This is a genomic window from Winogradskyella echinorum, assembly GCF_014297365.1.
Lineage (GTDB): Bacteria > Bacteroidota > Bacteroidia > Flavobacteriales > Flavobacteriaceae > Winogradskyella > Winogradskyella echinorum.
Genome location: NZ_JACOQD010000001.1, coordinates 1,101,986 through 1,114,592, shown reverse-complemented (window position 1 = coordinate 1,114,592; position 12,607 = coordinate 1,101,986). Strand labels below are relative to the sequence as shown.

The following is a 12,607-nucleotide window of genomic DNA, read 5'->3' as shown; positions in this document are numbered from 1 at the left end:
CATATAAGATTCACAAATCATGATATATACAAAAGACCTTTCAAAATCATATAACGGAACAACTGTTCTTAATGTAGAAGAATTAAGCATTCCTAAAGGCCAAAGTTTTGGTTTGGTAGGTAATAACGGAGCTGGTAAAACAACTTACTTTAGTTTATTACTCGATTTAATAAAGCCTTCTACAGGAAATATAACCAACAATAATGTCGTTGTAGACGAAAGTGAAGACTGGAAACCTTATACATCGTCTTTTATTGACGAAAGCTTCTTAATTGGGTATTTAACACCAGAAGAATATTTCTATTTTATTGGTGATTTACGCGGGCAGAATAAAGCAGATGTAGATGCGCTTACTTCTAAATTTGAAGATTTTTTTAATGGAGAAATTATAGGAAAGAAAAAATATCTAAGAGATTTAAGTAAAGGAAATCAGAAAAAAGCAGGAATAGTAGCAGCACTAATAGGCAATCCAGAAGTTATTATTTTAGACGAACCCTTCGCTAACTTAGATCCAACAACGCAAATACGTTTAAAGCAAATCCTTAAAGATTTAGCCGAAAAACAAGGTGTTACTGTTTTAGTATCTAGTCACGATTTAATGCATGTTACAGATGTCTGCGAGCGTATCGTTGTTTTAGAAAAAGGAAATATAATTAAGGATTTAGAAACTAATCCTGCTACTTTAAAAGAGCTCGAAGCACATTTTGCAAGCGGAACAATGGCTACTCAAGAAGAAGAATAACCAACCAATCATTATATTTTAGCTCGTAATTAATTTTAGTTACGAGCTTTTTTTTGCTTTAAAGCATTGCATAACCTCGAAAAACCTCGAAATAACATCAAAAATTCAAAAAGATGTTTATTTTTACCACTTAACACACTAAACGCCCAACATTTTAGTTATCTATTAACCAAATAGAACCAACGTTGAAGACCTATTACAAAATTATACTATCGCTTTTTTGCATGGCATTTATTGCCCAAGGTTGCTCACGAAAAAAAGACACATTTATTAATAGAAATTTTCATGCTTTAGGCACAAAATACAATGTACTTTATAACGGTAATTTAGCATTAGAGCGAGGAAGAGAGGGACTTAACGACCAGTACACTGAAAATTTTTGGGAACTTTTGCCTGTAGAACGGATGAAAGTACAGGAAGATATTTTTCTTCCTGGGCAATCTAAAAATGAAGATTTTGATCGTGCTGAAGAAAAAGCTATTAAAGCAATTCAGGTTCATGGGATGAATATTGATGGCAAAGAAAAAAACCCACAGATTGACGAAGCCTATTTACTTTTAGGAAAAGCACGTTATTTCGATCAACGTTTTGTGCCAGCATTAGCTGCATTTAATAATATTTTAAATAAATATCCTACTAGTGATAAAATTAACCAAGTAAAAATCTGGCGCGAAAAAGCGAGTATTCGATTAGACAATAACGAAGGTGCCATAAAAAAACTAGAACGACTTCTGGATGAAGAAGAATTAGAAGATCAAGATTTAGCTGATGCTAAAGCAGCTTTAGCTCAGGCGTATTTAAACTTAAAACAGAAAGATAGTGCGCTAGCTCAGTTAAAAATTGCTGCAGAGCAGACTAAAATTAAAAATGAAAAAGCACGTTATCATTTTATAAGAGGTCAATTATATGATGAGGCTGGGAAAAAGGACAGTGCAAACATAGAGTTTGATGCTATTATAGATATGCATCGCCAAATTCCAAGATCGTTTTATATTAATGCACATATCCAAAAGTCAAATAATTTTGACGAAATAAATGGTGATCTTATTGAGTTTCAAGAATATCTAACAGATTTGGAGGAAAATAGAGAAAACAGACCTTTTTTAGATAAAATATATTATCGTATAGCTGAATTTCATCGCAATAATAGTTCCGACAGTTTATCAGAAGCATATTATAATAAGTCGCTTAGAAAAATAACTTCAGATAAATACTTAAAGTCTTTAAATTATGAGACTTTAGGCAATATGTATTTTGATCGTAATAGTTATAAAACCGCAGGAGCTTATTACGATAGTACAATGACAGCTATGGTTGTAAACTCAAAACCATATAGAGTTATAAAAAGAAAGCGAGAGAATCTCGATGATGTAATCTATTATGAAGGTATTGCACAAACTAACGATAGTATTTTAAAAATTATTAGTCTCCCTAGAGAAGAGCAGTTAGCTTTTTATACAGAATACACTGAAAACTTAAAAATAAAGGCTTTAGAAGAGGAACGTCTAAAGGCTGAAGCTTTAGAGAAACAAAACAATCAATCAGCACAAGCAACTAATTTAAGTCAAAGAACAACGAGAAGTGCTGGAGGTCCTCCAGGTATTTCAAGAGAACCTTCAACTAATATCAACAACGGAAATAGTAGTTTTTATTTTTATAATCAAACCACTGTAGCTTATGGTAAAAATGAGTTTTTAAAACTTTGGGGAAACCGAAAATTTCAGGATAACTGGAGACTTTCAGACCAATTTGCAAGTGCAAATGGCAACATTAAAGATGAAGTGGTGTCAACGGATTCAGCTAATAACGAACTATATAATCCAGAAACTTATATAGCAGCACTTCCCACAAAACAAAGTGATATAGATAGTATCTCTAAAGAACGAAACTTTGCGTATTATCAACTAGGCATAATTTATAAGGAGAAATTTAAAGAGTTTCAATTAGCTAAAACTAAATTAGAAACACTACTAGAAAACAATCCAGAAGATCGTTTAATTTTACCTTCAAAATATAATCTTTATAGAATTTATATAGAATTAGGTTTAAACAGAAAAGCTGAAGTTGTAAGAGAAGATATTATTAAAAACTATGCAGATTCTCGATATGCAGAAATTCTGTTAAACCCACAATCAGAATTATCTAAAGACGAAAACAGTCCAGAATTTATTTATACAAATCTTTATAAGCAATTTGAAAGTGAAAACTATGCTGAGGTAATCGCCAGAGCAGAAGAACAAATTAAACGGTTAGAAGGGGACGACTTTGTCCCTAAGTTTGAGATATTAAAAGCATCTGCAAAAGGCAGGCTTTATGGTTTTAAAGCTTATAAAGAAGGTATTGATTATATTGCCTTAACTTATCCCAATTCAGAAGAAGGTAAAAAGGCACAAGATCTATTAAAAAATGCAATTCCGGTTTTAGCCAAAAAGGAATTTGTATCAGATGATAAAGCACAAAACTTTAATGTTATATATAAATTTGACAATAATTCTAATGAGGATATTGAAGCATTTATCAAAACTTTAGACGAAGAGGTCGCTAAAATTGCATATTTCGATTTAAAAACTTCAAGAGATCTTTATGACGAAAACACTACCTTTGTAGTAGTGCATGGCTTAAAAAGTATTGAAGGAGCTAGAGGTTTTGCACAATTCCTTCTAACTGATGAAAAGGATAAAAGAGGACGACCTATAAAGCCAAAAATCACAAAAGAATACTTTGCGATTTCGTCACCAAACTATGCTATTATTCAACGACATAAAAACCTAAATGCGTATTTAAAATTACAGTAATTTAAAAAAATCAAACAAATCATGTTTTCTTCAGACAACAAAAAACCTAAACAAACAACTATGGAAACAAGTACTCAGCAGAACATAATAGCACAAGGCACTAAAATAGTGGGAGATATAGCTAGCCAAGGCCCTTTTAGAATCGACGGAACTGTTGAAGGTAACGTAAAAACTTCGGGTAAGGTTGTGGTTGGTAAATCAGGATTTATAAAAGGTACACTGCAAGGTGAAAATGCAGATTTTGAAGGTAAATTTTCTGGTAAACTTATTTTATCTGGTACATTATCTTTAAAATCGACTGCTCATATTGAAGGAGAAGTACATATAAGTAAATTGGCTGTTGAACCAGGAGCTACTTTTAATGCTACTTGTAGTATGAAAGGATCTGTAAAATCACTAACAAATGAGCCAGCCAAACCACAAGCAGCCAAACCAGTCCAACAAACAGCTCAACGACCGTAAAGACAAGCTAAAATCGGCCTCTTATGCTCGTTTTTCGGGAATTGCTTTTCAAATGATTGCTATTATAGGCATAGGGTCGTATTCTGGTGTTAAGTTAGATGAACTATACCCAAATAAGCACAATGTATATACAATAGTTCTATCTTTATTGTCCGTTATTATATCAATAGTTTTTGTAATAAGACGTATTATTGCGGGCTCAAAAGACAATTAGAAAATATAATGGAAGAGTTTAAGAAAAGACAAATTACATTTTTGTTACAATTAGTAGGAGTGTCTGTAGTATTATTTGCTATTCATAGTTATTTATTATACCACTTTGCTAAGGATGTTTTGTTCTTTTTTCCAATTTGGCAAGTTTATACATTTCATGTATTTATAACATTACTTTTTTATTCAGTTATTAATTATAAATTTTCTAACGGACAAAAGAATGTTTTCAATTTGTTTATGGTATTAACATTTTTAAAAATGATATTAGCCATATTATTTTTATTACCATTATTGCTGTCGGATTTTGAAAACAAACAGCCAGATGTTTTTAATTTTTTCATTCCGTATTTCATGTATTTGTTTTTTGAAGTTTTCTCATTAACCAAATTTCTTCAAAAAACATAGTTATAAGGTTTATTTACAACGATTAAAGGTTTGATTTTTAAACTGAAATCAGCTTAAAAATTAACGTTAAAATAATGTTTGTCATTTCATTTAATGTGCGTACATTTGCACGGAATTTAAAGTAAGGTATATTAAAGCCGTATATAATGACATTTTACACCTTTAAACGCGTAGCATTTACACTTCTGTTTTTATCAGTTTTTAGCTTCAGCTTTGCAAGCAACTCCAAAGACAGTGATTCTGAAAAAGAATTCGATGCTAAAGAAATGATTATGCACCACGTAAAGGATGCTTATGGTATGCATCTTTTCGATTATAATGGACACTCATATTCTATTCCACTTCCTATAATTTTATATACAGACAAAGGTTTAACAACCTTTATGTCTTCAGAATTTCATCACGATTATAATGGTGAAGTTATTGTAGAAAAGAATGGGCAACGTTTTGTAAATATTCACGAAAAAATCTACAAATTAAATGATGGTGAAACAGCAGTAACTTACGACGCTGAGCATCATCCAACAAACGCGGAACGTCCATGGGATTTTTCTATAACACGAAATGTGTTTATGATGTGGGTTTCTGTTGTAGTGTTATTATTAATCTTTTTAACTGCTGCTAGACGTTATAAAAAGTCAGGAGACTATGTACCTAAAGGTATTGCTAGTTTTGTAGAGCCTTTAGTAGTGTTTGTAAGAGATGAAATAGCAAAGCCAATGATAGGAGAGCATAAGTACAAGCGTTTTATGCCATATTTGTTAACAGTATTTTTCTTTATCTGGATAAATAATATATTCGGGTTAATTCCATTTTTTAACGGAGCTAACTTAAGTGGTAATATTGCGTTTACATTTGCCTTAGCACTTTGCACCTTTTTAATCACAACATTTAGCGGTAATAAAAATTACTGGAAGCATATTTTTTGGATGCCAGGTGTACCAGTGCCAATGAAAATATTTTTAATGCCAATTGAGATAGTTGGTATGTTTGTAAAACCTATATCATTAATGATTCGTTTGTTTGCAAATATTACAGCTGGTCACATTATTATACTAGCATTAATGTCGTTAATTTTTATATTTCAAACTATAGCCGTTGCGCCGGTTTCTGTAGGATTTGCATTATTTATTGGAATCATTGAAATTGTAGTAACAGCAATACAAGCTTATATATTTACAGTGTTATCTGCGCTTTACTTTGGTATGGCGGTTGAGGACGCACATTAAACTTAATATTATTAATTTAAATTTTATATTATGACTATTACAGGAATCGCAGCAATTGGTGCTGGTTTAGCAGCAATTGGAGCTGGAATGGGAATTGGAAGAATCGGTGGATCAGCTATGGACGCTATGGCTCGTCAACCAGAAATCCAAGGAAAAATTCAGACATCAGCACTTATCTTAGCAGCCTTCGTAGAAGCTGTTGCTTTATTTGGTGTTGTTGCAGCATTAATCGTTAAGTAAGATGATTAGATAAGATTACAGAAGTAGCGGTTGGCTACTTCTGTAGTTTTTCTTTAATTCTCTGTGGTATAGCCTAGGAGAATAAAATTTAAGTTTAAAAGAAATTACATTATGGAATTAATTAAACCAGGTTTTGGACTCGTTTTTTGGTCCCTAGTTACGTTTGCAATTTTACTTTTTATATTAAGAAAATTTGCTTGGAAACCAATCTTAGGTGCGGTTGAAGATAGAGAAGAAGGTATTAGAACAGCTTTAGCTTCTGCAGAAAGTGCACGTAAAGAAATGGAAAATCTTAAAGCGGATAATGAGCGTATTTTACAAGAAGCACGCAATGAGCGCGAAGCAATGCTTAAAGATGCTAGAGATATGAAGAACAAAATCATCTCAGACGCTAAAGAAGAAGCCCAAACTCAGGCAAGTAAAATGATTGAGCAGGCGCAAGCAGCAATCGAAAGCGAAAAGAAAGCAGCTATGGCAGAATTAAAAAGTCATGTTGCTGGTTTATCAATAGATATAGCAGAAAAAGTAGTACGTGAAGAATTATCTAACAAAGACAAGCAACTTAAGTTGGTTGAAAACATGTTAGGTGAAGCAACTTTAAACTAAGATACATGTCAGGATCAAGAGCAGCAATACGATATGCAAAAGCGGTTTTAAGCTTAGCGACAGATAATAAATCTGCTGAAGCTGTAAATAGTGATATGAAATCTATCACCAATGCAATTGTTCAGAGTGAAGATTTAAATCAAATGCTTCAAAGTCCTGTTGTAAGATCTTCAGATAAAAAAGCAGTACTCACGTCTGTATTTAAAGATGCAAATGTGGCTACTACAAATCTAATAGATACTTTAATCTCTAATAAGAGACTAGCACTTTTAAATGATGTAGCTACTAGTTATACTCAATTATTTGATCAGTTGAGAGGTACACAAGTGGCAACAGTAACTACCGCAGTACCATTAACGGCAGATTTAAAGACTAAAGTATTAGCTAAAGTGAAAGAACTTACGGGTAAGGAAGCAGAAGTAGAAAATATAATAGATGAAAGCATTTTAGGTGGTTTCATTCTAAGAGTTGGTGATATTCAGTATAACGCTAGTATTTCAAATAAACTCGATAAATTAAAAAGAGAATTTAAATTAAATTGATTTTAATCACAGAACGTAGTCGAAGTGATAAAAAATCTAATATCTAAAATAAGATGGCAGAAGTAAAACCAGCTGAGATATCAGCAATCTTAAAACAACAACTTTCAGGTTTTGAAGCAGGAGCTTCATTAGACGAAGTAGGAACAGTATTAACTGTAGGTGATGGTATTGTACGCGCTTACGGATTAGCTAACGCGCAATATGGTGAATTAGTAGAATTCGATGGCGGTGCAGAAGGTATCGTACTTAACCTTGAAGAAGATAACGTAGGTATCGTACTTTTAGGAACTTCAGTAGGAGTAAAAGAAGGTTCTACAGTAAAACGTACTGAGCGTATCGCATCTGTAAAAGTAGGTGAGGGTATTGTAGGACGTGTTGTAGATACTTTAGGTAACCCTATTGATGGTAAAGGACCTATTTCTGGTGAAACTTATGAAATGCCATTAGAGCGTAAAGCACCAGGTGTTATCTATAGAGAGCCAGTAACAGAACCATTACAAACAGGTATTAAGGCAATTGATGCTATGATTCCGGTTGGTAGAGGACAACGTGAGTTGGTTATTGGAGATAGACAAACAGGTAAAACAACGGTTTGTATTGATACCATCTTAAATCAAAAAGAATTTTACGATGCAGGTGAGCCTGTATATTGTATATATGTGGCTGTTGGACAAAAAGCGTCAACAGTTGCAAACATCGCGAAAACATTAGAAGAAAGAGGCGCTTTAGCTTATACTACAATTGTAGCTGCTAACGCATCAGATCCTGCAGCGATGCAGGTATATGCACCTATGACAGGAGCTTCTATTGGAGAATACTTTAGAGATACTGGTCGTCCTGCATTAATCATTTATGATGATTTATCTAAGCAAGCGGTAGCTTACCGTGAGGTATCGTTATTATTACGTCGTCCTCCAGGACGTGAAGCATATCCTGGTGATGTTTTCTACTTACACTCTCGTTTATTAGAGCGTTCAGCGAAAATTATCAATGATGATGCTATTGCAAAAGAAATGAATGATTTACCAGATACGCTTAAGCCAATGGTAAAAGGTGGTGGTTCATTAACGGCATTGCCAATTATCGAAACTCAAGCAGGTGATGTATCAGCTTATATTCCAACCAACGTAATTTCTATTACAGATGGTCAGATATTCTTAGATGGTGATTTATTTAACTCTGGTGTACGTCCAGCAATTAACGTAGGTATTTCTGTATCTCGTGTTGGTGGTAACGCACAGATTAAATCAATGAAGAAAGTATCTGGTACATTAAAATTAGATCAAGCTCAGTTCCGTGAATTAGAAGCTTTTGCTAAGTTCGGTTCAGATTTAGATGCTTCAACATTAAACGTTATTAATAAAGGTAAACGTAATGTTGAAATATTAAAACAAGCACAAAATGATCCGTTTACTGTAGAAGATCAGGTTGCTATCATATATGCAGGTTCTAAGAACTTATTAAGAGATGTTCCTGTAGAGAAAGTAAAAGAATTTGAAAGAGATTATATAGAATTCTTAAACGCTAAGCATAGAGGTGTTTTAGACACACTTAAGGCTGGTAAATTAACTGATGAGGTAATTGATACATTAACTAGTGTAGCCAAAGACCTTTCAAGTAAGTTTAGAGGATAGTTGTTGTCATTCCTGTGAAAGCAGGAATCTCATATTTTGAAATTTAACTAAAATAGATTCCGTATCAATTGCGGAATGACAAAAAGAGAATATGGCGAATTTAAAGGAAATTAGAAACAGAATATCATCAGTATCTTCAACGATGCAGATTACTAGTGCCATGAAAATGGTATCTGCTGCAAAGTTAAAGAAAGCACAAGATGCTATTACTGCAATGCGTCCTTACTCTAATAAGCTAACAGAATTACTACAGAGTTTAAGTGCAACTTTAGATGATGATTCAGGAAGCAAGTACTCAGTACAAAGAGAAGTTAAGAATGTTTTAATCGTATCGATTACATCTAACAGAGGGTTGTGTGGTGCATTTAACTCTAACATTATTAAGCAAACAAATGTCTTAATTAATGATGTATATGGAGATAAAAACGTTTCTGTTGTAGCTATTGGTAAAAAATCTAATGACGCTTTTGCTAAACAAGATAAAGTTATAGCTAATAAGAGTGAAGTATTTGATGATTTAACTTTCGATAATGTTGCTGACATTGCCGAAATGTTAATGGAAAAGTTTGTTGAAGGTGAATACGATAAAGTAGAATTAGTTTATAATAGCTTTAAAAATGCTGCGACTCAGATTGTAATGACAGAACAATTTTTACCAATTGTTCCTATTGAAGGTGACGAAGCTGATGTAAATTCAGATTACATTTTTGAGCCTTCTAAGCAAGAAATCGTTGAGACTTTAATTCCTAAATCGTTAAAAACACAATTATATAAGAGTGTGAGAGATTCTTTTGCTTCTGAACATGGTGCGCGTATGACCGCTATGCACAAAGCAACGGATAACGCAACAGAATTGAGAGATCAGTTAAAGTTAACATATAACAAAGCAAGACAGGCGGCTATTACAAATGAAATCCTTGAGATTGTTGGTGGCGCTGAGGCATTGAATAATTAATATGTTTTACTGAACCTGTTTCAGTATATAAAATTTTATAAACCTAACTTTTACGAGTTAGGTTTTTTTATGGCATTAATTTTAAAACCTATATTTATAATATGAAAACTATAAATAATGCATCAGTTTTAGTATTAATACTGTTATTAAGCCTATTTAATTGTGCTAGCGGACCAAAACTTCAAAAAGCTATTCCGAGCGAATTTAAGGATGCTTATTTCCAAAAATGGAATGCAGGTATTAAAGAAGGTGGATCAGGGATTAAAATCTTCATTGAGTTGAATGATGCATCAATTCAATTAGATAGTATATATTTTAGAGAAAGTGTTACCAAACTTTTCGTTTACCCTAATAATAAAAATTTATATGTAGGAAAATATAGATCTAACGTTACAAGGTCTAAGATTCCTTTTAACTTAAGCAATAACGATTGTGTTGTAAGCTACATATATAAAGAAGAAACCTTATATTTTAAGATATCTAATTTAACAGAAAAAACGCCGTTAAACTATCCTATTTCTCATCCAAATAATTAAAAACCACGGTTATATAATTGCATTTCGTCGATAAAAAGTACTTTTTAACGATGTATTTAAATTTTTTGTATATATTGCCCCTCCAAAACTTAACCTATTTTAAGATGAAACTATTAAAAAAGGCATGCTATGCCATCGTTTTTACTGGTATTTTTGCAACTACATTTCAGTGTGCAAGCCCCAAAGAAGTAGCAACGACTACTTTTGAACAACCAACGTCATTTACTGTGAAACCCGTTTCTTTTCAAGAATGGTATGCAGGAATTAAAGTCGGAGGAACTGGTATCAATGTTTTTGTACCTATTTCTGATGTGAAAGAAAATGTTGTTTTTAAAGACATTTATTTCAGAAATTTAAAAGGTAAACTTGTTAAGGAAGAAGGTAAATATGTAGCGGTTTTAAAGAACCCTTCAACGAATTACACCTTTCAAAAACCTGAAAAACCTGCTGATTATCCGTTTACACTTAATGACAACGAATGTGTTTTAAGTTATACAGAAAACGGACAAATTAAGTATTACAAAATTACATCACTTAACGAATACGCTGGTACGTATTATGAAAATGGACATCCTTCTATTTACACTAAAAGTGGCTCTGAAGGTATGGCGTCATTAGATGAAGAAGAGAGTGATAACTAGATTTTAGACTTATAATTAATAAAAGCCTTACTTATTGTGAGGCTTTTTTATTTTATCTAACCTCAAGACCCATTTATATTTAATACTTTTGAGCCAGACAATTACTTATTAAATTGAGCGGATTTAAATCACTTTTTAAGCAAACATTCTTTTATGGTTTAGCAACTGTATTGCCTAGAATGTTGAGTTTTTTATTAGTACCACTTTACACAAGCCAAGCTGTTCTTGCAAACCCAGCAGAATATGGAAAAATCTCGGTGATTTTTTCTTATTTTATTATATTAAATGTGGTTTTGTCCTATGGAATGGAAACTGCGTTTTTTCGTTTTTTTAATAAATCAGATGATAAGGAAAAGGTCATTGGTACGTCAATAATATCTTTAACCGTATCGTCATTAGGATTCTTTTTTTTAGCATTAATTTTTCAAAATCAAATCGCGAGTTTCATCGATATAAATGTTAAGTATATTAACCTAGTTATATGGATACTACTTTTAGATGCGTTAGTAATTATTCCATTTGTATGGTTAAGAGCTAATGAAAAACCGATGCGCTTTGCTATCATTAAAATTTTCAATGTTATTATTAACATTGGTCTAAACTTATTCTTTCTTTTGAAGTTAAAAGACTTAGCTGACAGTGGCGGTTTTTTTGAAACTATATACAAACCCAACTTCGAAATCAGTTATATTTTTATTGCCAATCTAGTTGCTAGTGCAGTTACACTATTAGTATTACTTCCTTTCTATACCAAACTTAGGTATAAGTTTGATAAAACCCTTTGGAAACAAATGATGCGCTATGCAATTCCAGTTTTGGTAGCTGGCATTGCATTTTCAGTCAATGAGACTTTTGATAGAATTTTGCTGAAAGAGTTATTACCTGCTGATGTTGCCGACAATGATATCGGAATGTACTCAGCATGTTACAAATTAGCGTTATTCATGACCCTCTTTGCTACAGCATATCGTTTAGGTATTGAGCCTTATTTCTTCAGTCATGCAAAAACTAAGAACCCACAAAAAAACTATGCTAATATTTTAGAGTTTTTTGTGGCGTTTGGTTCAATAATAATGTTGGCTGTTGTCGTATTTGCAGATGTATTAAAACCTATTATTATCAGAAGTGAAGCTTATTGGGAAGCCATGTGGATTGTACCAATAATACTTTTGGCAAACTTTTGCTTAGGGATATACCACAACCTTTCAGTTTGGTATAAAATAACCGACAGAACTAAGTTTGGCGCCTACATTTCTGTTGTTGGAGCCTTAGTAACACTTGTCATTAACTTTATGTTTATTGAGACCTATTCTTATAGAGCGTCTGCAGTAGCAACACTTATTGCCTATGCAGTAATGATGTTGTTATCTTATTATTTTGGAAGGAAATATTATCCAATTCCCTATAATCTCAAGAAAATAGGGTTATACTTATTCGTTTCTATCGGTTTATCGTCACTTTCATTTTATAAATATCGCGGAGAATATGTTATAGGAATTGCGATGTTAATTGTATTTTTGGGAATAGTTATTATGTTGGAAAAGAACCAACTAAAACAGGCTTTAAAAAGATAGATATTATGTCTTTCTGATTGATAACGAAGAATC

14 protein-coding genes are annotated in these 12,607 nt (G+C 32.5%); all 14 read left to right on the top strand.

What is annotated here, in order from left to right; all coding sequences use genetic code 11:
• The first annotated feature begins 19 nt into the window (after positions 1–19).
• The 14 genes from H8K90_RS04955 (at position 20) to H8K90_RS04890 (ending at position 12,574) form a co-directional block, all read left to right on the top strand.
• Positions 20–742 carry an ABC transporter ATP-binding protein gene (locus H8K90_RS04955; protein ID WP_186844815.1) on the top strand — a complete coding sequence of 241 codons (723 nt, stop codon included), beginning with the start codon at positions 20–22 and terminating at the stop codon, positions 740–742.
• 224 nt (positions 743–966) lie between these two features.
• Positions 967–3,537: a type IX secretion system periplasmic lipoprotein PorW/SprE gene (porW, locus tag H8K90_RS04950; RefSeq protein ID WP_186844814.1), complete on the top strand. Its 2,571-nt coding sequence runs from the start codon at positions 967–969 to the stop codon at positions 3,535–3,537.
• A 21-nt stretch (positions 3,538–3,558) separates the two neighbouring features.
• On the top strand, positions 3,559–3,999 hold the full coding sequence (locus H8K90_RS04945; RefSeq protein ID WP_186844813.1) for a bactofilin family protein: 441 nt from the start codon (positions 3,559–3,561) through the stop codon (positions 3,997–3,999).
• Positions 3,941–4,213 carry an AtpZ/AtpI family protein gene (locus H8K90_RS04940; RefSeq protein WP_186844812.1) on the top strand — a complete coding sequence of 91 codons (273 nt, stop codon included), beginning with the start codon at positions 3,941–3,943 and terminating at the stop codon, positions 4,211–4,213. The genes H8K90_RS04945 and H8K90_RS04940 overlap by 59 nt, the downstream gene beginning before the upstream one ends.
• Positions 4,214–4,221: 8 nt before the next feature.
• Positions 4,222–4,617 (top strand): hypothetical protein, encoded by a 396-nt coding sequence (locus H8K90_RS04935; protein ID WP_222611308.1) that lies wholly within the window; start codon positions 4,222–4,224, stop codon positions 4,615–4,617.
• 146 nt (positions 4,618–4,763) lie between these two features.
• Entirely contained in the window at positions 4,764–5,846 is a 1,083-nt protein-coding gene (gene atpB, locus H8K90_RS04930) for a F0F1 ATP synthase subunit A (RefSeq protein WP_186844811.1), read from the top strand.
• Positions 5,847–5,876: 30 nt separating this feature from the next.
• On the top strand, positions 5,877–6,086 hold the full coding sequence (atpE, locus tag H8K90_RS04925; protein WP_186844810.1) for an ATP synthase F0 subunit C: 210 nt from the start codon (positions 5,877–5,879) through the stop codon (positions 6,084–6,086).
• Positions 6,087–6,197: 111 nt separating this feature from the next.
• Positions 6,198–6,692, top strand: a complete 495-nt coding sequence (locus tag H8K90_RS04920; RefSeq protein WP_186844809.1) for a F0F1 ATP synthase subunit B — start codon at positions 6,198–6,200, stop codon at positions 6,690–6,692.
• 5 nt (positions 6,693–6,697) lie between these two features.
• Complete coding sequence (gene atpH, locus H8K90_RS04915) at positions 6,698–7,234, top strand: ATP synthase F1 subunit delta (protein ID WP_186844808.1); 537 nt, start codon at positions 6,698–6,700, stop codon at positions 7,232–7,234.
• A gap of 53 nt (positions 7,235–7,287) precedes the next feature.
• Entirely contained in the window at positions 7,288–8,868 is a 1,581-nt protein-coding gene (gene atpA / locus H8K90_RS04910; RefSeq protein WP_186844807.1) for a F0F1 ATP synthase subunit alpha, read from the top strand.
• 91 nt (positions 8,869–8,959) lie between these two features.
• Positions 8,960–9,823: an ATP synthase F1 subunit gamma gene (gene atpG, locus H8K90_RS04905; protein WP_186844806.1), complete on the top strand. Its 864-nt coding sequence runs from the start codon at positions 8,960–8,962 to the stop codon at positions 9,821–9,823.
• A 101-nt stretch (positions 9,824–9,924) separates the two neighbouring features.
• Positions 9,925–10,359, top strand: coding sequence for a hypothetical protein (locus H8K90_RS04900; protein ID WP_186844805.1), 435 nt, complete (start codon positions 9,925–9,927; stop codon positions 10,357–10,359).
• Between the two features lie 104 nt (positions 10,360–10,463).
• Positions 10,464–11,000 carry a hypothetical protein gene (locus H8K90_RS04895; RefSeq protein WP_186844804.1) on the top strand — a complete coding sequence of 179 codons (537 nt, stop codon included), beginning with the start codon at positions 10,464–10,466 and terminating at the stop codon, positions 10,998–11,000.
• A 113-nt stretch (positions 11,001–11,113) separates the two neighbouring features.
• Complete coding sequence (locus H8K90_RS04890; protein ID WP_186844803.1) at positions 11,114–12,574, top strand: oligosaccharide flippase family protein; 1,461 nt, start codon at positions 11,114–11,116, stop codon at positions 12,572–12,574.
• Positions 12,575–12,607 lie beyond the last annotated feature (33 nt).

Coding starts and splice junctions, on each gene's coding strand:
- H8K90_RS04955 (WP_186844815.1), top strand. CDS start 20: ATGATATATACAAAAGACCTTTCAAAATCATATAACGGAACAACTGTT.
- porW (WP_186844814.1), top strand. CDS start 967: ATGGCATTTATTGCCCAAGGTTGCTCACGAAAAAAAGACACATTTATT.
- H8K90_RS04945 (WP_186844813.1), top strand. CDS start 3,559: ATGTTTTCTTCAGACAACAAAAAACCTAAACAAACAACTATGGAAACA.
- H8K90_RS04940 (WP_186844812.1), top strand. CDS start 3,941: ATGAGCCAGCCAAACCACAAGCAGCCAAACCAGTCCAACAAACAGCTC.
- H8K90_RS04935 (WP_222611308.1), top strand. CDS start 4,222: ATGGAAGAGTTTAAGAAAAGACAAATTACATTTTTGTTACAATTAGTA.
- atpB (WP_186844811.1), top strand. CDS start 4,764: ATGACATTTTACACCTTTAAACGCGTAGCATTTACACTTCTGTTTTTA.
- atpE (WP_186844810.1), top strand. CDS start 5,877: ATGACTATTACAGGAATCGCAGCAATTGGTGCTGGTTTAGCAGCAATT.
- H8K90_RS04920 (WP_186844809.1), top strand. CDS start 6,198: ATGGAATTAATTAAACCAGGTTTTGGACTCGTTTTTTGGTCCCTAGTT.
- atpH (WP_186844808.1), top strand. CDS start 6,698: ATGTCAGGATCAAGAGCAGCAATACGATATGCAAAAGCGGTTTTAAGC.
- atpA (WP_186844807.1), top strand. CDS start 7,288: ATGGCAGAAGTAAAACCAGCTGAGATATCAGCAATCTTAAAACAACAA.
- atpG (WP_186844806.1), top strand. CDS start 8,960: ATGGCGAATTTAAAGGAAATTAGAAACAGAATATCATCAGTATCTTCA.
- H8K90_RS04900 (WP_186844805.1), top strand. CDS start 9,925: ATGAAAACTATAAATAATGCATCAGTTTTAGTATTAATACTGTTATTA.
- H8K90_RS04895 (WP_186844804.1), top strand. CDS start 10,464: ATGAAACTATTAAAAAAGGCATGCTATGCCATCGTTTTTACTGGTATT.